The organism is Fructobacillus papyriferae, assembly GCF_018437225.1.
In the GTDB taxonomy this organism is placed as follows: domain Bacteria; phylum Bacillota; class Bacilli; order Lactobacillales; family Lactobacillaceae; genus Fructobacillus; species Fructobacillus papyriferae.
In genome coordinates this window covers 733,288-753,209 of sequence record NZ_JAAMFI010000001.1, presented here as the reverse complement: position 1 = coordinate 753,209, position 19,922 = coordinate 733,288, and the positions used below count along the sequence as shown (strand labels likewise).

The window sequence follows — 19,922 nt, the reverse complement described above, 5'->3', positions numbered from 1 at the left end:
AAGCATCTAAGTGTGAAACTCGCCTCGAGATGAGATTTCCCATCTAATGAATAGAGTAAGACCTCTCAGAGATGATGAGGTAGATAGGCTAGAAGTGAAAGTTCGGTGACGGATGGAGCGGACTAGTACTAATCGGTCGAGGACTTAACCAAAGAGTCAAATGAGTAAAGGGATATTTAAGGAAAAAGAGAAGTAAGGATTATTTAGTTTTGAGTGTAAAAGCTCAAAAGGTGTCGTGTTGATGGCAAAGAGGAACCACCTGTACCCATCTCGAACACAGAAGTTAAGCTCTTTAGCGCCAAAAGTAGTTGCCGGAACGCTGGCTGCGAGGATAGGACGACGCGATGCCTGTACATATGAAAATAAAAAAGAGTTTTGGAGAGGTGTCCGAGTCAGGCTTAAGGAGCACGGTTGGAAACCGTGTAAGCGGTTAACGCCGCTTCGAGGGTTCGAATCCCTTCTTCTCCATTTCTTCGGACGCTTAGCTCAGCTGGGAGAGCACCTGCCTTACAAGCAGGGGGTCACAGGTTCGATCCCTGTAGCGTCCATTCTATTCTCTTTTTTATTTTCACAGCATGGGCAAGAGTGTCTTGTAGGGTGCGAGTCCCTAGCATGTTGTTCAGTTTTCAGACTGATTATTTTACTAATTTAGGGATATAGTTCAAGGGCAGAATAGCGGTCTCCAAAACCGTTGATGGGGGTTCGAATCCCTCTATCCCTGCCATGGCGGTAGTGGTGAAGTGGTTAACACACTGGTTTGTGGATCCAGCATGCGAGGGTTCGATCCCCTTCTATCGCCCTAATAAAGTATTTCTACTTTATATTGCCCTTGTGGCGGAACTGGTAGACGCGCTGGACTCAAAATCCAGTGGTGGCAACACCGTGTGGGTTCGACTCCCACCGAGGGCATTTCAATAAACCTGGACTTTGGTCCAGGTTTTTTTGTAAGCAAAATGAAAGCGAAAGATCCTTGATTATCAGGGCTTTTTTAGGTATTCTTGGTATTAGTAAACTAGGGACAAGTGGCCTGGTTTGGAGGAAAATTTTGGACCAATCACAATTTGAAAAAACGTTAAATGAAGCGGGCATTTCGCTTTCTGAAACGCAGCTGGCCCAGTTCGACACTTATTTTAAAGAATTAGTGCTTGCCAACCAGTCCTTTAATTTAACCGCCATTACGGAAAAAGAAGAGGTGTATTTAAAGCATTTTTTTGATTCCTTAACACTGCTTTTAAAGGTTCCTGAATTGAAAAACAGCCGTGCTAGCCTGATTGATGTTGGCTCTGGTGCTGGTTTTCCTGCCTTACCATTAAAGATTGCCTTGCCTGACTTGCAGGTGACGATGGTTGACTCGTTGAATAAGCGAGTGAACTTTTTGAAAGAAATGGTCGATAAACTGGGCCTTTCTGGCGTGACGGTATTGCACGGCCGTGCCGAAGACCTAGGGAAAGACCCTTCCTTGCGTGAGTCTTTTGACTTTGCGACGGCAAGGGCGGTAGCCCGCACTCAAGTGTTGGCAGAATACACGTTGCCCTTTGTCAAAGTCGGCGGACAATTTCTGGTCATGAAGGGATCGGCTGGTCAAGAAGAGATGGCAGCTGGGCAGAAAGCTTTGCAGCTTCTTGGCGGAAAGATGGTTCAGGAAATGACCTTTACGCTGCCAAATGGCGATCCGCGTGTTGTCCAAGTTGTTGACAAAATCGGCAAAACGCCAAAGAAATATCCCCGCCAAGCGGGAACTCCTACGAAAAAACCCCTGTAAAAATGAAAGGAGCCAACTGTGGCAAAAATCATTGCATTGGCGAACCAAAAAGGTGGTGTCGGCAAGACAACGACCAGTATTAACCTTGCGGCTGCCTTAGCAAAAGCTGGTAAGAAGGTTCTTTTAGTGGATGCCGATCCTCAGGGTAACGCTTCTTCAGGTGTCGGGGTCGATAAGTCGACGCTAGGACACGATATTTACGATGTCTTGGTGCAAGACTATCCGGTCCAAGAAGCGATTATGACGTCTTCAACAGAGGGCCTAGACATTTTACCAACGACGATCCAACTTTCAGAAGCTGAAGTCCAATTGGTTGAGATGGAAGAGCGCGAATATCGCCTGTCGCAGGCTTTGTCTAAGGTACAGGGAAATTATGACTATGTCATCATTGATAACCCACCGTCCCTTGGTTTATTAACGATCAATTCGTTTACTGCAGCGGATGCTGTACTGATTCCGGTTCAAACAGAATTCTATGCGCTAGAAGGTTTAGGCCAGTTGATTAACACGATTGAATTGGTTCGTCAGGGCTTGAATCCGGAACTCGAGATGGCGGGCATCTTGCTTACCATGTACGACAGTCGAACAAATTTGGCTAAACAAGTTTCCGAACAAGTTCGTGGTTATTTTGAAAACCGGGTTTATGAGACTGTTATTCCACGTTCCGTTCGATTATCAGAAGCACCATCTTATGGACAAGCCATTATTGACTTCGATCCAAAGTCACCCGGTGCAAGACTCTACACCGATTTTGCCAAGGAGGTCATCGCGCAATATGGTTAAGCAAAAAAGCGGTTTGGGCAAGAACATGGATTCACTTTTCGGATCAAATGGCATTTCAAAACAAGCCTTGGAACATTCCAAAACGGTTGCCCGTGCGGCCGATGATAGTGAGAAGGTTGTCGACTTACCACTGGCCAAAATCGAAGCCAATCCCTTTCAACCTCGTCTGAAATTTGACGAAGACTCCATCAAGGAATTGGCTCAATCGATTAAGGAAAATGGCTTGCTGACACCGATCATCGTTCGTAAGACCGGGGCTAAATATCAAATCATCGCCGGGGAACGTCGCTTTCGGGCCACAAAGACGTTAAAGACAAAGACGATCACGGCCATTGTCCGTGAAACCAACGATGAGACCATGGCCACGCTCGCCTTAATTGAAAACTTGCAGCGTGATAATCTGGATCCGATTGAAGAAGCGCGCGCTTATGCGAACCTGATGGCACAGCTTGACTTAACGCAATCCAAGTTGGCCGACCGGGTCGGAAAAGAGCGAACAACAGTGGCGAATGCGCTGCGCTTGCTGAAGTTACCGGACAAAGTTCAAGAATTAGTTCAAAAGGGTGAATTGTCGATGGGACAGGCCCGCGCTTTGCTCGGTTTGGAGAAAGAAGCGCAGCTGAACGGCGTGCTCTCGACTGTTTTGAAAGAAGGCTTGAACGTTCGCCAGGTTGAAGCCCTCGTCAAGAAGGCGAACCAGGGAGAGCAACCAAAGAAGCAAGATAAGAAGTCATCACCATTTGCTGATGATTTGGCTCTTCGTTTGGAAGAAAAGTTCGGTACAAAAGTGAAGGTCAATGCGGGCAAGAAGGGATCTGGAAAGATTGAAATCAATTACGTTTCCGCCCGCGACCTGGAACGTATCATGGAAATTTTAGCCATCGAGGTTGACTAATGGTTGAAAAAAAAGAGTATGGTTTAGGCGACCTTGTCGAAATGAAAAAGCCCCACGCCTGTGGGACCAATGCCTGGGTGATCAATCGCATGGGCGCTGACATCAAGCTGACTTGTTCGGCTTGCAAGCGTACGATTATGCTGACCCGATTTAACTTTGACAAGCGCTTGAAAAAAGTCTTAAAAAAGGCAGACGAAAGAAAAGATTAGTCAAAAGAGGAGACAAGCAACATGGCTTTAACAGCTGGTATCGTTGGTTTGCCAAACGTTGGAAAATCAACACTATTTAACGCAATTACAAAGGCCGGAGCCGAAATGGCCAACTATCCATTTGCCACGATCGAACCAAACGTGGGCATCGTGGAAGTGCCTGACAGCCGCTTGGCTCGTATCCAAGAGTTGATCCCGGCCGACAAAGTCGTGCCCACGACCTTCGAATTTACCGACATTGCCGGTATCGTGAAGGGGGCTTCCAAGGGTGAAGGACTGGGTAACAAGTTCTTGGAAAACATCCGTCAGGTAAACGCCATCGTGCAGGTTGTGCGTGCTTTTGACGACGATGAAATCATTCACGTTAACGGAAAGGTTGACCCATTGGATGACATCTCAACCATCAACACCGAGTTGATTTTGGCTGACTTGGAATCGGTTGAAAAGCGCTATGCTAAGGTTGCCCGTGCAGCCAAGGGTTCTGACAAGAATGCCAAGGCCGAAGCGGCTGTTTTGGAAAAGATCAAGCCGGTCTTGGAAGAAGGCAAGGCTGTTCGTACGATTGACTTCTCAGAAGAAGAACAAGCCGTCGTCAAGGGCCTTTTCTTGCTCACGTCAAAGCCAACGCTTTACGTGGCCAACATTGCAGAAGACGATATGGCAAACCCTGAAAACTCCCCTTATTTTAAGCAAATTAAAGAATTTGCGGATACGGAAAAGGCCGAGGTGATTGCGCTTTCTGCTAACGCTGAGGAAGAAATCGCTCAGTTGGATGAAGACGAAAAGGCGGATTATCTTGAATTGGCCGGCGTTTTGGAACCTGGCTTGAACAAGTTGATTCGCTCTGCCTACCACCTGCTTGATTTGCGGACTTTCTTCACTGCTGGTGAAAAGGAAACGCGTGCCTGGACATTTAAGGCCGGGGCCAAAGCGCCACAAGCTGCCGGTGTCATTCACTCCGACTTCGAACGTGGCTTTATTCGCGCTGAAACCTTTGCCTTTGCTGACTTGGACGAATATGGTTCAGAAAAAGCCGTTAAAGAGGCGGGTAAACTCCGTTCCGAAGGAAAAGAATACGTTGTTCAAGATGGCGACATTATCGAGTTCCGCTTTAACGTTTAATTAAGAAAAAGGTGAGAAAATGACTGAGGTCGAACACAAATTAACGAAAAAGAACCAGGATTTTCTTTTCCGGTTAAACAAAGGATTAGCCGATTCTGACCAAATCTCAGAGGAGCAAAAAGAAGAAATTCTAGCTGAAGTGGAAGAAAAGCTGACTGCAGGTCAAAAGCTGGGCCACACGGCGGCCCAACTTTTCGGCACGCCGGCTGAAGCCATGCAAAAGTACTTGAATCCGGTGCGTCTAGCAAAGGGCTTTCACGATTATTCCTTTGCTTTCTTGGCAGCCGACACGGCCTTGGTCTTGATCATGTTCTTGACTGGTTTCTTTACGGTGACCATGGCCTTTTCCGGTTCCAAGCAAGGCTCTGAGGGCATTGGCATGACTTCTGTCTTGTTCTTGGCTATTTGGGGTGGGGTGATCTACACGAAGGCCATGCAACGGCTGGTTCCTAACGCAAACGTTGACCCTAACAAGAAGCGGATGCCTGTTTGGTTAATGATGATTCTTGTGGTCGTTTTGTGGGTTGGTGGATTCTCGATGATTTTGCTTTTGCCTTCCGTGATTAACCCAGTTTTGCCGGTTTGGGGCAATGCGATCGTTTTCTTCTTAGCCTTTATTGCCTACATTTGGAACCGCAAACACGCTGGCTTGAAGCAGGGTGGTCTCTTGGCCATTTCACGCTTAGCACAACAAGAACGGATGAAGCAAGAGGAAGAAAAGCGAGGCTAACATGAAAATTTTAGTTGTTGATGACGATCAAGAGATTGCTGAATTACTCGAAATTTATCTGAAAAACGAAGGCTACGAACCTCTAATTGCAAAAGATGGAAAAGAAGCACTGTCGAAATTCAACACGAATCCTGACATTGCGCTCATGGTTTTGGACATCATGATGCCAAATATGACGGGCTTTGATGTCTTGAAGGAAGTTCGTAAAGACACGCATATTCCAATCCTAATGCTTTCGGCAAAGTCTTCTGACATGGATAAGATCCAAGGGTTAATCTCTGGAGCAGATGATTATGTCACCAAGCCGTTCAATCCACTTGAAGTGATGGCGCGAATCCGGTCCTTAATTCGTCGATCAAAAAACGCCGTTCAAGAAGCAAAGCCCGATGTTTTGTCCATTGCTTCTTTGGTCATTAACAAAGATTCTCACGACGTCAAGACAACTTCTGGGGAACTAGTTAATTTGACGGCTCTGGAATTTGGTATTCTTTATCTGTTAGCGTCCCATCCGAACCGCGTCTTTTCTGCCGATGACATTTTTGAGCGTGTCTGGCAGCAAGAGTCTGTCGTATCTGCCAAGACGGTTATGGTCCACGTTTCCCACCTTCGTGATAAGTTAGAAGAAGCAACCGGTGGGGACCAAGTCATCCAGACTGTCTGGGGCGTTGGTTACAAAATAGAAGTGAATTAAGATGGTTAAAAAAGCGACAATTATCAGCCGGAGCCTTCTCAAATTAATTTTTGGCGCTGGCTTTATCCTGGCAGCGGCCTGGGTGCTCTTTTTTGATCTGTTAAAAGTAAGGCCCAGCTGGTCATCATGGACTGGTTGGCCTTCTTTTTGCCTTTTTGCTGGCTTGCTTTTCTTGATGGAACTCCTCTTAGTGATTCAGGCAGCCCGTCAAAAGATCCGTTTGGCCAATTTACTAAGTGACATGACGGCCAAATTGCCGGCTGACATAAGAGAAAGGCTGCCCAAAAAGCAAAAGCGTGCCACGGATAAAGCACTCCGCCAACTCTTTGAATTGTCTTTTGACCAGTTCTTAAAAGAGCATCAAAAACAACTGCGTGAAGTGGCTTCCAAAGAAGAAATGATGACCAACATTTCCCATGATTTGAGGACGCCACTGACCGCAATCATCGGCTATTTGGGCTTGGTGGTGACGCCAAACACCGTGATGGCCAAAGACGATCAGCAAAAATATTTGGAAACAGCTTATCGAAAAGCCAACCAGATGAAGATGCTTGTCGAAGATCTTTTTGAATTCGCTAAGCTCCAATCTTCGCAGATTTCGTTAAACATCAATGATTTTTCATTGGGCGATCTATTTGAACAAGTGCTGGCTAACTACGCAGTCGAGGCCGAAAAGAAGGGAATTCAGCTTACGACGCAATTAGCTCCTGAGCTAATCGTCATGGCTGGCGATTCCGAAAAGTTGGCTCGGGTCTTAATTAATTTGCTAGAGAATGCGTTAAAGTATGGAAATGGCGCTTCCTTTATTAAATTTACTGGCCAAGAGCGGTCGGATGGTAAAGTCGAAATTCGTGTCGTAAACAACGGACCAGCCATCCCAAAGGAAGCGCAAAAACAGCTTTTTGACCGTTTCTATCGGGTGGAATCGTCTCGAAATACTAAAACTGGTGGAACCGGTCTTGGCCTGTCCATCGTCAAGGGTGTGATTGACAAGCATCATGGAAAAGTTCGCGTGGAATCCAACGACGAGCTGACGGCTTTTATTATCACGCTTCCAAAAAAACAAGAAAAAGAAGAATAGCTTATGTTTAAGAAAAAGCGGCAGGTCTACAGCCAACCGGTGAACAACAAAAACCGCCAAAAGTGGCACATGTTTGCAGCGCTCTGCGCGCTTGTGGTCATGGTCGTGGCTGCCTTAACCATTGTTTTTTGGCCGCATGTGCACCAGACCGTGGTTCAAACGACGACTAAAAAAGAGCAACCCGTCAAGTTATCAGTAGACGCTAAGTCGGCCCTTGTGGTGGATTTGAATACGGGGCAGGTGCTCGGACAAAAAAATGCGGATAAACAGGTGGCCATCGCTTCGCAATCCAAGATGCTGGTGGCCTATGGCGTCTTAAAAGCCGTCGAGGATGGTCAGATTAAATGGACGGATCAGGTCACGATTCCAGCCTCTGCTGACCTATCTAAGCAAAGCAAAAATCTTTTTTCGCACCTGAACATCCAAGCCGGTGACAAGGTAGCAGTAAAAGACCTCTACTGGGCGATGTTCACCAACTCGGCTAATGATGCTGCCTTTGCCTTGGTCACTTATCTTTCGGGTAGTTCGTCAAAGGATCAGCATCTCTTGCAGACCTGGGCCAAGGAATTAAAATTGGACGGTTCAGAGTGGTATAACGGCGCTGGACAAAAGAACGGCGATGCCTTGGATAACCAAATTTCATCGGCTTCGTCATCGGCCTACAATAAAGCATCAGCCAAGCAGGTCGCCCAGATTGCGATGAAAATTGTCCAGATGGATCCGAATTTGATGAAGCTTACCGCTTCGAATACGTTAACCTACACGAAGAACCAGTCTAAGATTCGGCAAAATTCGGATTTTGGGTCTTCCTTTGCCAATATGGTGGCCAATTTAGACAATCCCAATAACTTACAGTTACTTGGATTAAAAACGGGGTCAACGCCTGAATCGGGGGCATCATATACCGGAATTGTGAAAGATCAAAAGGGACACCTTTTCTTGACGGTCATCAATGGGGCAGCGAACTATACAGATAGCACAGAACGCTTCCAAAAGACGGTTGATATGGTCGGGCAAGTTTTGGACGAAATGACGCCACACGACTATCAAGCCGGTTCAACCCTGTCTGGCGTATCCACCTTGCCGATCAAAAACGAAAAAACGCGGGCTAAAGTTCAGGTCGCTAAGTTGACAACTTACTGGACCAAGTCTAAGTCTTCTCTTGAGTTATTGGATACGCCAACGTTGCAGCATCGACCAAGTGGTTCTGAAACGCATACATTGGCGCACATTGCGGTTAAGATCAAGGCGGAATGGTTGCCAGAAACAACAGAAAAGCAAAAAGAAATTCCACTGGAATTAGCCGGACAACCAGTCGATACAGAATAAAAGAAAAGGATTTGTTTAATAATTTTAAACAAGTCCTTTTCTTTTTGAATAATGTTATACTATCTATAGATATGCAGACGAAAGGAGCTATGCTCATGAACGCGATTCAATTCGATTCCTTTGGTTTAAGGTCCTTTATCAAAGAACATGAATACGAAGAATTAGCCCCCCAGCTAAAGGTGGCCCAAACGCTGCTAAAGGAAAAGTCGGGGGCTGGTGCAGCCTATACCGATTGGATCGATTGGGCTTCTAATTTTGACGGTAAATGCTTAGCTAAAATTAAACAATTGGCAAAAAAGGTGCAACAGCAATCGCGAGTCCTGGTCGTGATCGGGATTGGCGGCTCCTATCTGGGAGCCAAGATGGCGCTCGATTTTTTGAAGTCCCCTTGGTATAACGATTTGGCCGACGATCAGGAGACAAAGGTTTACTTTGCTGGGAACCAACTTTCCGCTATGGCTTTAAATCAGCTGCTTCAGGTGATTGGTGACCAGGATTTTTCTGTTAACGTGATTTCTAAATCTGGACAGACCACTGAGGCTGCTTTGGCTTTTCGCTTCTTTAAAGATGAACTGATGAAGCGTTATGGGCAAGATGGTGCAGCCAAACGGATTATTGCGACAACAGACGCCAGTCAAGGAACGCTTCGGCAAGAAACAAAAGCCGCTTCATATGATAATTTGGTTGTGCCAAGTGGGATTGGTGGCCGTTTTTCTGTTCTGACAGCAGTAGGACTTTTACCGCTTGCCGTTGCTGGGGTTGCCATTGACGAACTCTTAGAAGGGGCAGCTCAAGCTGAAAAAACCTACCAGAAAGAAAGCTTCACGGATAATCCAGCGCTGCAATATGCCGCTAGTCGCCGAATCCTTTACGACAAGGGGTATACGACTGAAATCTTGGCCAATTGGGAGCCATCACTTCAATACTTTTCCGAGTGGTGGAAACAGTTAATGGGCGAATCTGAGGGAAAGAATCGAAAGGGAATCTACCCATCGTCTGCCAATTACTCAACGGATTTGCACTCCTTTGGTCAATATATTCAAGAAGGCCGTCGTGATCTCTTTGAAACCGTCGTTCGAGTCGATCAGATTGAAAGTGACCTGGCCATTCCAAAAATGGTGGGCGATGGGGATGGCCTTGCCTACCTCGAAGAAAAAACATTAGAAGAAGTGAATCAGACGGCAGCCGATGGTGTGGCACTGGCTCATATTGACGGTGGTGTGCCTAACATGGCTGTTTATGTGGCAAAACAAGATGAGAAGAGTTTGGGTGAACTAATCTACTTCTTTGAGATGGCTGTGGCCATTTCGGGGTATCTATTTGCCATTAATCCCTTTAATCAGCCGGGAGTAGAAGCCTATAAAACGGCTATGTTTGCACTCTTAGGTAAGCCGGGTTATGAAGACGAAACGGAAAAGTATCGCGCGCGGCTCCGTCATAAAAGAGAATAAAAAAAGCAGACCAGTCGGTCTGCTTTTTTTATTGAACACATTTATCTAATCGGTGCTGACCCCATTAAAGAATTGTTGCATGGCTTCAACCGTTTTGTCGGACCCGATGAAGTAGATCCTGTCACCGGGTAAAATGTTGGCGTAAGGACCAGGTGATAGAATTAGATCGTCATCATGCAAGATAGCCACAATCGTTGCCCCGGTATTTTGCCAGATGTTCAACGAGCCAATCGATTGATTGAGCTTTTCAGAATTTTGGTCGGGCAGAAATTCGTAAGGTGACATTGGGTTTTGTTGTCGAACCCGCTGGGTTTGATCCAAAAGTAGGGAAAAGGATTGTTCTAAGTTGCTTAAATCTTCTTTTTGTTTTTGGATTAAGTCCTTGATTTCACTATGTGTCTCGTGGAGATTGCGAGATTCTTTGGCCTGGGCCAAGAACTCACGTGCTTTTTCACGTGACAGCACTTCGACACCAGATCCGTGAACGGGTTTAACAATGTCTAAATCGGCGAGAACCGAAATCGCCTTTCGAGCGGTTTCGGCAGACACACCAAAAGTTGCCGCTAGGGTCGAGCGTGCGTGAAGTTTTTGGCCAACTTCGAATTTTTTGTTGACGATGGCTTCGGAAATTTCCTGAGCAATCTTGTGATAGCGGGGTTCTTTGATTTTTGGCATCTTGTGAAATCCTTTAACAAGGGTATTTTTCTTTTAATCTTCATTTGACAAAAGTGCCAATCCCTGTATTATAGTAGATGGTCACTATTGCCCATCTGTCATTTTAAACAGGTGGTCACTTGTTAGTTTATTTTAAATTAATGCGATAGTCAACTTATAGGAGGATTTATGCCAAAAGTGCAAATCAAGCACTTAACCAAGATCTTCGGTAAGAAGCAGAAGGCTGCTTTGAAGATGGTTAAGGAAAATAAGTCGAAAAACGAGATCTTTGAAAAGACTGGTTCGACAGTTGGTGTCTATGACATTAATCTCGAAGTCAACGAAGGTGAAATCTTCGTGATCATGGGTCTCTCAGGTTCAGGTAAGTCAACGTTGATTCGTTTGCTGAACCGTTTGATAGAACCAACGTCAGGACAGATCATTCTTGACGGTAAGGATATCACCCACTACAACAAGAAGGAAATGCTAGACATTCGTCGCAAGAAGATGTCCATGGTCTTCCAGAACTTTGCCTTGTTCCCACACCGCACGATTCTTGAAAACACCGAATACGGTTTGGAAATCCAAGGGGTGCCAGCTGCAGAACGCAAGCAACGTGCCGAAAAGGCCTTGGAAAACTCCAAGTTGCTTTCCTTTAAGGATCAGTATCCATCACAACTTTCTGGTGGAATGCAACAACGTGTTGGTTTGTCCCGTGCGTTGACGAACGATCCTGACATTTTGCTTATGGATGAGGCCTTTTCTGCCTTGGATCCATTGGTTCGTCACGAAATGCAAGACGAATTGTTGGACTTACAGCAAAACGTGAAGAAGACAATTATCTTCATTACCCACGATTTGAACGAAGCGCTTCGGATCGGTGACCGTATCGCCATCATGAAGGATGGAAAGTTGCAACAAATTGGTACTGGTGAAGAAATTTTGACTAGCCCAGCCAATGATTACGTTGAAAACTTCGTTGAAGATGTGGATCGTTCGAAGGTGTTAAATGCTGAATCAATCATGATTCCGGGATTGACGATTAACGTCGATGCGGATGGGCCAAACGTGGCCTTGCACCGGATGTCAGAAGAAGAAGTTTCTGGACTGGTTGCCGTTGATTCAAAGCGTCAATTTGCAGGTTATATTACATCCGATGCGGCCGTTAAGGCCCGTCGCGAAAAGTTGCCTTTGCGTGATGTGATGTCTGACATGCCAACGGTTAAGCCAGATACGCTGGTTGCCGATATCATGACGATTATCTACGATGCCCACACGCCAGTTGCAGTTGTTGATGACGATAACAAGATGCGCGGTATTATCATTCGTGGTGCGGTCATCGAAGCCTTAGCACAAACGGAAGGAGACGGACAAGATGCTGAATAGTTTATTCAAAATTGCCAAGTTGCCTTTGAGTCAATGGGTTTCTGATGGCGTAAACTGGATGACGGAAAACCTTTCTGGTTTCTTCAACGCCATCCAAACTTCTGGACAAAGCATGATGGATGCCACAACTGGCTTCTTGAACGCCATTCCAGTTCCTGTATTCGTGATTGCCCTTGCTCTTTTGGCTTATTTCACTACGCCTAAGAAGTACGGTCTGCCTACGTTGATCGTTCTTGGGTTGACATTGGTCTTTAACCAGGGACTTTGGGGTGACATGATGCAGACCTTGACATTGGTCTTCACGTCATCATTGATTGCCTTGGTTATTGGAATTCCACTTGGAATCTGGTCATCAAAGTCACCACGTGCATACGCTGTTATCAAGCCAATTTTGGATTTCATGCAGACGATGCCGGCCTTTGTTTACTTGATTCCAGCCGTTGCCTTCTTTGGTATCGGAATGGTTCCAGGAACCTTTGCCTCAGTGATCTTTGCTTTGCCTCCAGTTGTTAACTTGACTTACCTTGGTTTGAAGCAAGTGGACGTTGGTTTGGTCGAAGCCGCGGACTCCTTTGGATCAACGACTTGGCAAAAGTTGTTTAAGTTAGAATTGCCATCTGCTAAGCCATCGATCATCGCCGGTTCAAAGCAAACGATCATGTTGGCTTTGTCAATGGTTGTGACGGCTTCAATGATTGGTGCACCAGGACTTGGTCGTGGTGTCCTCTCAGCCGTACAACACGCTGATGTTGGAGCTGGATTCGTAAACGGATTGGCTTTGGTTATCTTGGCCATCATTATCGACCGTTTCGTGCAAAAGTTGAACACGAACCCAGTGACAACGCCAAAGTTGCCAAAGTGGCGTAAAATTGCTGCTTGGGCAATGGTTGCCATTATTGCCATTGCTGGTATTGCTGGTTCCTTTGCAGCACAAAAGGAAGCTGGTAAGAAGGTAGACTTGGGATATGTTGAATGGGATTCCGAAGTTGCCTCGACAAACGTCTTAGCTGAAGCAATGCGTCAGCACGGTTACCAAGTCAACATGACGCCTTTGGATAACGCGGTGAACTGGCAGTCAATTGCCAACAAGCAAATCGATGGTACGGTTTCTGCTTGGTTGCCTAACACGCAAAAGGCCATGTATGACAAATACAAGAATCAGGTCGATATCCTAGGCCCTAACTTGGAGGATGTTAAGCTTGGTTTGGTTGTTCCGGATTACATGGATGTGAACTCTATCTCTGATTTGAACAACCAAGCCGATAAGCAAATTGTCGGAATTGAAGCCGGTGCTGGTATCATGTCGGCGGCTCAAAAGACAATCGATACTTACTCGAACTTGAACGGTTGGAAGTTGACGCCTTCATCATCAGGTGCCATGCCTGCCGCCTTGGATAAGGCCTACAAGGCAAAGCAACCAATTGTTATTACTGGTTGGACGCCACACTGGATCTTCAACAAGTACCACTTGAAGTTCTTGGACGATCCTAAGAAGACGATGGGAACTTCTGAAGCAATTAAAACGATGGTTCGCAAGGACTTTAAGAAGGCCAACCCAGACGCCTACAAGGTCATGAAGAACTTCCACTGGTCACAAGACGAGATGCAGTCTGTGATGCTTGATATCCAAAATGGTAAGTCGCCTAAGCAGGCAGCCGACGACTATATCAAGGCGCACAAGTCGCAGGTTAACTCTTGGTTTAAGTAAAAAACAAAAAAAGACATTCATTTGTCAGTAAAAAAAAGGCCGATCCCTTTGGATCGGTCTTTTTTATGCGTTTACTTGTGACGCTTGTGCTTTTTGTGAGGTAAGATACCGGCTAGAAGCTGCTTTGTAATGTTTTCTTCTGAATAGGAGAGAACGTTTTTCTTGTACAAAGCTAAACCAAAATGTAGTAACAAAACCAAGGCAAGAAGCGCAAGGACAAGCGATAGGCTAGCTTGCCACCACGTGGCGTAGTTGTTTGCAAGCTGGCTAGGCATGATGGATTGTCCCATTAATGGCACGTAGGACAAGGCCTGAATAAAGAGGTTTTGTCCAGAGGTTGACGATGAGCTGATGGCCACGATGTATGGAATCAAGGCCAGCATGGAAATGGGTGTCATGGCTTGGGAAATCTGGCTCTGGTCGTTGACCAATGAAGCTGTAATAGCCGATAAAACCAAGTAAGAGGCAGTTGAGATCAACACGAAGAGTAACGTGAAGATCCAAAAGCCGGGCGTTAAGGCGGACAGGTAAGGCGCGAGGGATGCATACCAAGAAGCACGCATCGTTACCACCGTTCCGATTGTTCCAACAACGGCATAGATGCCGATCTGTGTTAGGAGCAAGCCGGCTACACCGACGATCTTACCGTAGTACTGGGCCTTGGCAGAAGAGGCTGCTAAGAGCGTTTCCATGATTCGGGATGACTTTTCGTTTGCAATCTCGTTTCCGATAATCGACGCATAAATCGACACGATGATGAAAACGAGCACACCGACCGCCATTGTTAACATCGATTTAACGGTATCAGCAGCGTCCGAGTCCTTGCTTGCGTTCTTGTCTTGAACCTTTGCTGTCAGCTTGAAAGGGGTCTGCAAGTCTTGTACCTGCGCTTGGGTCAGTTTGTACTTCTGAGCCTTTTTTGAAACTGTGATCTTGGACAAGAGATTCTGCAAGTTTTCAGTTTTTATCTCTTCAGACTTTGGCTGGGTGAGTAAGGTGCCCTCGTTGTCTTTTACGATTAAGACACCGTCAATGGTTTCTTTTTCAAGGGACTTGCGAGCCTTGTCTTCGTTTTGGTCCGAGCTAACGGAGAGATTGAGGCTCTTTTCTTCATGTTGGATGGCTTGGCGGACTTCTTCCGGCGCAATCACCGCGATATCAGCTGTGTTGTTGGAGGAGAAGGCGGCGACTGCCAAGCCAACGATACCACCAACCAAAACCGGTGCTAGTGGGGTCAGCAGGAGCCACCAGAAGGACTTTTTCTTGATCCGTGTCTTATAGGTGTGCTTGGCAACGATTGACATTTGCTTATTCATGGTTCATCACCTCCGTTTTAAAAATCTCGGCCAGCGTCGGCGGCTGTTGCGAGAAGGCGGGGATGTAACCGTTTTGGGTCACTTGATCAAAGATCTTGTAGCCAGCTGCTTCATTAGCCAAATAAAGCAAATAACCAGCGCCTTGCTTGATCACGCGCTCCACACCATCCATGGCCTGATAATCAGCTGGCGTGTAGTCTGGTGCTTCAACATAGAGTCGAATGCGGCCAAAGGACTCGCGGATGGCTTGAACTTCGCCTTGCAAAACCGTGCGACCGTTCTTTAACATGATCAAGTGATCGGAGATTTCTGTGACGTTGTCCATGTTGTGAGAAGAGAAGATGATCATGGCCCCTTGCTTTTTGAGTTCCTTGATCGTATCCATAAAGATTGCCGCGTTGATTGGATCCAAGCCGGAAAAAGGTTCATCCAAAATGATGAATTTTGGCTTAAAGATCAAGGCCAAAATCATCTGAATTTTCTGAGCGTTTCCCTTGGACAAGGTCTGTACCAAGTCGGTCGGTTTGCCAACGACTTGAAGTTTGTTCAGCCAATCTTGTAATTCTTTTCTGGCCTGCTGTTTGTTCATGCCGTGCAGTTCTGCCAAATAGATCACCTGATTTTCAATGGTTTCTTTTTGGTAAAGCCCGCGTTCTTCTGGTAGAAAGCCAATTTGCTGACGCATGGTATCCGTAATGGGCTTGTCGTTCCAGGTAATGCTGCCAAAATCAGCTTTGATAAAGTCTAAAATCATGCGGAAAGTGGTTGTCTTTCCCGCTCCGTTTTGTCCGATTAAGCCAAGGACTTCACCCGGATCGATGGTAAATGATAAATCAGAAACCGCTTGGTGGTCGCCAAATGACTTATTCAGATGAGAAATCTTGATCATAGGCCGCTCCTTTTTATTGTATTTCGTGCGCTTGGCACTCATTCCTTTCCATTATACAGAAAAGGGGGGGTCGCTTGTGTGCGGGGATGGCAACTGGAAAGGAAACGAGGGGATGGACAGCTCATCAGGTTTCATGGTGATGAACGCTTGGTTGCTTTGTTTATTTGAAAGGAGCGGAAAACAAATCGCTTGGAAAGGTTGACCGACCTGGCAGAATTTAGTAAACTGATTAAGTGCTAAAAACATGGCCCTATGGTCAAGTGGTTAAGACGTCGGCTTCTCAGGCCGAAATCGAGGGTTCGACTCCCTCTGGGGCTATTAAATGAAAAGGCCAACACTTCGGTGTTGGCTTTTTTGCTGTCTAATTATTAGAAATTATCTGGCTCTGATCAGTTGGCGTCTTTGTCAAAATCTGGAAGTAGCCCATGCGCTCGTAAGCAGCAACAACCGTTTGCTCCTTGCCGTTCACCGTCAACTTGGCTGTCCAGTAGGTGCTGCCGTCTTATGGTTGTTGTCGGGTGTGATTTATCCATTGGTCGTTGGGACCGTCTGGGCTTTCTGTCCCCAATAATATTGAAGGTTATCGTTGTTTTCGTTTTCTTTTCTATTCTTAGTGTCGTGATTGAAATGAATAGAGCTAGGAGGGGTGTTTTTGCGTCTTAACTGACATTTTTTCTTTACAAGGATACTTTGGCGGATGGAAAGAGAAACTTTTGATAAAAAAACGGGCAACTCGATTCCGAGTTTTGCCCGTTTTATTGGTTAGTTAGTTGACTTTGAAAGTCGTCGTTCCAATTTCCTTTTTATCTGGATTCTGGAAGTGGAGCGTGACGTCACTGTTGTTTTCAAGTGCGAACATGAGCGCGATGTTGTGGCTTTGTCCTGGTTCTAGTTTTTGCTTTAATTGGCGTGACGCTTCGTTGACCTGATCATTCTTCGACTGGCTTGGTGCTGGATAAAGCTCTTTGTCTTGCCCGTTGACCTTTTGACTGGCTGTAATCGCTCCGTATACTGCGGCAGATGACACCGTCTTGATGTCCGAAACGTCTGACAACTTAGTGTGGATGGCGATGATTTTCGAACCATCGGTGCTGTCGACAACTTCAGAATTCTTCATATCAAATACCAAGCTACCACCGTGGAAAACGTGCCCTTTAACGGACCATTCTTTGTCGTTACCCTGGGTCTTTTCTGACTTCGTAGTCTTAGAAGTTGTGCTAGCTTTTTCTGTATTCTGTGACTGGAAAGTAGAAAAGGCGACACCAAGAACGGCGACAACAGCTACTACAATGGCTGACAGAACGAATTTCTTGTTTTTGAGCATGAGATTCTCCTACAACTTTTATAGTGATTTCGAGAACTTAGTTTAGAATCATCTTATCAAACGTAAGTTTTGATTTTTTTCATTTGTGAAACAATTATAAAAGAAACGTTTCATAACGAATAGCGATAACTATCATGGCAGGGATTATAACTGTCATAATCTTTTTCGTGAATACAACTGGCAAGCCATTGTATAAGAAATCGCAGCTTTCTACCCTCCGCTAGTCCTACTTGCTATACAAATGCTAGTCCTTCTTGCTAGTATTGTAGGAGCCAAAGCATTTAACTAGAGGAGAAAGAGATGAGCTTCGAGAAAGATATTAAACAATTACGCGAGGAACATTCCTTAACTCAGCAGGATTTGGCTGACAAAGTACACGTCAGCCGACAGACCGTTTCGACCTGGGAGCGGGGCAAGAACTATCCAAGTTTGGAAGTCTTGCGCAAACTGAGCGATTTGTTTGGCCTCTCTTTTGAAAAATTAGTTTTTGGAGAAGATCACATGACGAAAAAAGATGACACGATTGCCAACCGGGTGGATGGCGATCGCATGAAGAAGAAATGGTACAAAAACACGACCCTTATACTCGCAACGGTCATCGGTTTGGTCGTCCTCTGGGCGGGCACGCTGACCTTTGGTTACGCCAAGGGCGTTGAGCAAATTGATCGCGTGAATCCTTTCTTGGGCTACCAGACGGCCTACACGAAGCTGCCGGCGGAAAGTGTTGTCACGCCAACAGACAAGAACAACGGCCGTTGGACTGGCTGGTTCACGGACAACATGATGGGCAACGAATGGTGGAAGCTGACGCTTGCTACAGGCGTCAACCCTGGCTACGACGCCCCTTACGTCATGGTTATTCACAAGGGCTCCTTTGTCAAAACGGCCCGAATTGTGCCCGGTGATACAGTTAACGAGTTGAACAAGGCCGACCTGCAAGCTTTTCATGATTTCTTGGCCAACAAGGATGGCAATAAGGACACTCTGATCGAGGCCAACAAATTCAAGAAGAAAAAGCACGTCAAGAACTACATGGTACGCGGCTTTGCTTACTTTAATAAGAATGAGCAGAAGACGTTGTCGGAGAATTGATGTTTTTATAAGAAAAGGCCTCCGCTCGAAAGAGCGGGGGCCTTTTTTCTTGTGCTCAAATGATGCGATAATTTCAAATCTAACATTGCGATAACATTCTTCTTTTATACCTACTGCTTTGCTGCCTACTCCGATAGAATAAATGAGTATTGTTTTTATACAAATTGGGAGAAAAGGTATAAATATTATGGCGAATTTTTTTGTACTTGTATTTTTGATTTCGATCGTTTGGTTCTTCGTTGAGTGGCGAAAGAATCGAAAAGCTGGATTAAAAATGCAAAAGAAAACGAAGTGGTTGCTTGGGGTTGCGATTGCATTCAGCTTGTTAGGTGGGATGACAGCTGATGGCGATGATAAGGATAGCTCTAACGCTAATCAGCCAGCTAAAACAAACTCAGTTAAGAAAGAAAGTTCGAAGAAGTCGAGTTCGAAAAAAACGAGCTCAAAGTCTTCTGACAAAAAGAAAAAGTCCAACAGTAATGTTCAAGAACCGGACGGTATTCTTGATTTCACTGGTAAAAAGCAACACACGATGGGAAAGTTGGACAGCTTGAAGCGTGCCACTTATTCGCATATTCAGTTGCAAGATAAGGATGAACCTAAGAAAAAGCGCGCGGCTCGTTTGACCTTTAACCCGGTTGGTTGGCACAACTTTAAGTTTTACTACGGGGATGGCTCGAAACAAGCTTGGCTGATGAACCGTGGTCATTTGATCGGTTATCAGTTCAGTGGGTTGAATGACGAACCAAAGAATCTGGTTCCTGAAACGGCTTGGATGAACGCCGGTAATTATCGGGGTGCAGATGATAAGAACAAAAGCGCTATGCTTTATTATGAAAACCGACTCGATTCTTGGTTGGCTAATCATCCACACTATTGGCTAGATTATAAGGTGAAGCCAATTTATCAAGGGGATGAGTTGATTCCTCGTCAGGTGCAACTGTCTTATGTTGGTTTGGATTCCGATGGTAAGCTGCTTACCATTAAGTTTGATTCTGACAAAGAAAACGTTGACGAAAATGGTATCACGCACGTCGTTTTGGATAATGTATCGCCGAATGCAGAGATTGATTATGCAACGGGTCGAGCAACCAACACGGTTGGCAAAGCTAGCGCGCAAAAGGCCGAAGCGGAAAAATCAGCTCGTCAAAAGCGTTCGGCGGAAAAGGCTGACCGTCAAGCAGCCCAGCAAGCGCAACGTGAGCAGCAAGCACAAGAACAAGCGCAGCGTGAACAGCAGGCTCGCGAACAAGCGCAACGTGAGCAACAAGCGGCCCAACAGGCCGCTGCAACGCAGAATGGCTCTGATCGAACAGTTTATGTGACTGGCGGTGGGAAGTCAGCTGTCTATTGGTATGATACTAGTCGGATGCCGGCACGGACGAATCATGCAAACATTGTGACAATGACCGAAGCTGATGCCATCGCTCAAGGGAAACGGTTATCACAAAAATAGTCAAACAAAAAAGGCCCCAGCTGGAAAGAACGGGCCTTTTTTCC

18 protein-coding genes, 6 tRNA genes and 2 rRNA genes are annotated in these 19,922 nt (G+C 45.8%); 22 read left to right on the top strand and 4 right to left on the bottom strand.

Translation table 11 applies throughout. The features are described 5' to 3' along the window. The 17 genes from G6R27_RS03615 to G6R27_RS03535 all read left to right on the top strand — a co-directional run. Window positions 1-152: ribosomal RNA gene (locus G6R27_RS03615) — 23S ribosomal RNA — on the top strand; the annotation flags it as partial. A 79-nt stretch (window positions 153-231) separates the two neighbouring features. Next, window positions 232-348 (top strand): 5S ribosomal RNA (gene rrf / locus G6R27_RS03610). 29 nt (window positions 349-377) lie between these two features. Continuing rightward, a tRNA-Ser gene (locus G6R27_RS03605) sits at window positions 378-468 on the top strand. A gap of 7 nt (window positions 469-475) precedes the next feature. Further along, window positions 476-548, top strand: a tRNA-Val gene (locus tag G6R27_RS03600). A 102-nt stretch (window positions 549-650) separates the two neighbouring features. Next, window positions 651-724 (top strand) — tRNA-Trp (locus G6R27_RS03595). Between the two features lie 2 nt (window positions 725-726). Then, window positions 727-799, top strand: a tRNA-His gene (locus G6R27_RS03590). Window positions 800-825: 26 nt separating this feature from the next. Then, window positions 826-909: transfer RNA gene (locus tag G6R27_RS03585), tRNA-Leu, on the top strand. A 136-nt stretch (window positions 910-1,045) separates the two neighbouring features. Further along, window positions 1,046-1,762 (top strand): 16S rRNA (guanine(527)-N(7))-methyltransferase RsmG, encoded by a 717-nt coding sequence (rsmG, locus tag G6R27_RS03580; protein WP_213819699.1) that lies wholly within the window; start codon window positions 1,046-1,048, stop codon window positions 1,760-1,762. Between the two features lie 18 nt (window positions 1,763-1,780). Then, window positions 1,781-2,545, top strand: a complete 765-nt coding sequence (locus G6R27_RS03575) for a ParA family protein (RefSeq protein WP_213819698.1) — start codon at window positions 1,781-1,783, stop codon at window positions 2,543-2,545. Continuing rightward, window positions 2,538-3,440: a ParB/RepB/Spo0J family partition protein gene (locus tag G6R27_RS03570; protein WP_213819697.1), complete on the top strand. Its 903-nt coding sequence runs from the start codon at window positions 2,538-2,540 to the stop codon at window positions 3,438-3,440. The genes G6R27_RS03575 and G6R27_RS03570 overlap by 8 nt, the downstream gene beginning before the upstream one ends. Then, window positions 3,440-3,649 (top strand): DUF951 domain-containing protein, encoded by a 210-nt coding sequence (locus G6R27_RS03565; RefSeq protein ID WP_213819696.1) that lies wholly within the window; start codon window positions 3,440-3,442, stop codon window positions 3,647-3,649. Before G6R27_RS03570 ends, G6R27_RS03565 begins: the two co-directional genes overlap by 1 nt. A 21-nt stretch (window positions 3,650-3,670) precedes the next feature. Next, complete coding sequence (gene ychF / locus G6R27_RS03560) at window positions 3,671-4,771, top strand: redox-regulated ATPase YchF (RefSeq protein ID WP_213819695.1); 1,101 nt, start codon at window positions 3,671-3,673, stop codon at window positions 4,769-4,771. A 19-nt stretch (window positions 4,772-4,790) separates the two neighbouring features. Beyond that, window positions 4,791-5,501, top strand: coding sequence for a DUF1129 domain-containing protein (locus G6R27_RS03555; protein WP_213819694.1), 711 nt, complete (start codon window positions 4,791-4,793; stop codon window positions 5,499-5,501). 1 nt (window position 5,502) lies between these two features. Continuing rightward, window positions 5,503-6,192, top strand: a complete 690-nt coding sequence (locus G6R27_RS03550; protein WP_213819693.1) for a response regulator transcription factor — start codon at window positions 5,503-5,505, stop codon at window positions 6,190-6,192. 1 nt (window position 6,193) lies between these two features. Beyond that, complete coding sequence (locus G6R27_RS03545) at window positions 6,194-7,273, top strand: sensor histidine kinase (protein ID WP_213819692.1); 1,080 nt, start codon at window positions 6,194-6,196, stop codon at window positions 7,271-7,273. Window positions 7,274-7,276: 3 nt separating this feature from the next. Continuing rightward, window positions 7,277-8,602, top strand: a complete 1,326-nt coding sequence (locus tag G6R27_RS03540; protein ID WP_213819691.1) for a D-alanyl-D-alanine carboxypeptidase family protein — start codon at window positions 7,277-7,279, stop codon at window positions 8,600-8,602. A 95-nt stretch (window positions 8,603-8,697) separates the two neighbouring features. Beyond that, on the top strand, window positions 8,698-10,053 hold the full coding sequence (locus tag G6R27_RS03535; RefSeq protein WP_213819690.1) for a glucose-6-phosphate isomerase: 1,356 nt from the start codon (window positions 8,698-8,700) through the stop codon (window positions 10,051-10,053). Between the two features lie 45 nt (window positions 10,054-10,098). Here the strand turns inward: G6R27_RS03535 and G6R27_RS03530 are convergent, their stop codons facing one another. After that, window positions 10,099-10,728 carry a GntR family transcriptional regulator gene (locus G6R27_RS03530; protein WP_213819689.1) on the bottom strand — a complete coding sequence of 210 codons (630 nt, stop codon included), beginning with the start codon at window positions 10,726-10,728 and terminating at the stop codon, window positions 10,099-10,101. Between the two features lie 168 nt (window positions 10,729-10,896). On the opposite strand from G6R27_RS03530, the gene G6R27_RS03525 reads away from it, so the two are divergent. Both G6R27_RS03525 and G6R27_RS03520 read left to right on the top strand, forming a co-directional pair. Beyond that, the gene (locus tag G6R27_RS03525; protein ID WP_213819688.1) at window positions 10,897-12,093 is read left to right on the top strand and encodes a quaternary amine ABC transporter ATP-binding protein; all 1,197 of its coding nucleotides are present in this window, start codon (window positions 10,897-10,899) and stop codon (window positions 12,091-12,093) included. Beyond that, a complete protein-coding gene (locus G6R27_RS03520) occupies window positions 12,083-13,801 on the top strand; it encodes an ABC transporter permease/substrate binding protein (RefSeq protein WP_213819687.1) in 1,719 nt (572 codons plus the stop codon). The genes G6R27_RS03525 and G6R27_RS03520 overlap by 11 nt, the downstream gene beginning before the upstream one ends. A gap of 71 nt (window positions 13,802-13,872) precedes the next feature. Here the strand turns inward: G6R27_RS03520 and G6R27_RS03515 are convergent, their stop codons facing one another. Together G6R27_RS03515 and G6R27_RS03510 are read right to left on the bottom strand one after the other, a co-directional pair. Further along, complete coding sequence (locus G6R27_RS03515; protein ID WP_213819686.1) at window positions 13,873-15,117, bottom strand: ABC transporter permease; 1,245 nt, start codon at window positions 15,115-15,117, stop codon at window positions 13,873-13,875. Continuing rightward, a complete protein-coding gene (locus G6R27_RS03510; protein WP_213819685.1) occupies window positions 15,110-16,006 on the bottom strand; it encodes an ABC transporter ATP-binding protein in 897 nt (298 codons plus the stop codon). Before G6R27_RS03510 ends, G6R27_RS03515 begins: the two co-directional genes overlap by 8 nt. Window positions 16,007-16,252: 246 nt before the next feature. Between G6R27_RS03510 and G6R27_RS03505 the strand changes: the two genes are divergently transcribed. Next, window positions 16,253-16,324: transfer RNA gene (locus tag G6R27_RS03505), tRNA-Glu, on the top strand. Between the two features lie 448 nt (window positions 16,325-16,772). Here the strand turns inward: G6R27_RS03505 and G6R27_RS03500 are convergent. After that, window positions 16,773-17,330 carry a DUF5067 domain-containing protein gene (locus G6R27_RS03500; RefSeq protein ID WP_213819684.1) on the bottom strand — a complete coding sequence of 186 codons (558 nt, stop codon included), beginning with the start codon at window positions 17,328-17,330 and terminating at the stop codon, window positions 16,773-16,775. A 300-nt stretch (window positions 17,331-17,630) separates the two neighbouring features. On the opposite strand from G6R27_RS03500, the gene G6R27_RS03495 reads away from it, so the two are divergent. Beyond that, the gene (locus G6R27_RS03495; RefSeq protein WP_213819683.1) at window positions 17,631-18,422 is read left to right on the top strand and encodes a helix-turn-helix transcriptional regulator; all 792 of its coding nucleotides are present in this window, start codon (window positions 17,631-17,633) and stop codon (window positions 18,420-18,422) included. 274 nt (window positions 18,423-18,696) lie between these two features. Further along, on the top strand, window positions 18,697-19,878 hold the full coding sequence (locus tag G6R27_RS03490) for a DNA/RNA non-specific endonuclease (RefSeq protein WP_230791207.1): 1,182 nt from the start codon (window positions 18,697-18,699) through the stop codon (window positions 19,876-19,878). Window positions 19,879-19,922 lie beyond the last annotated feature (44 nt).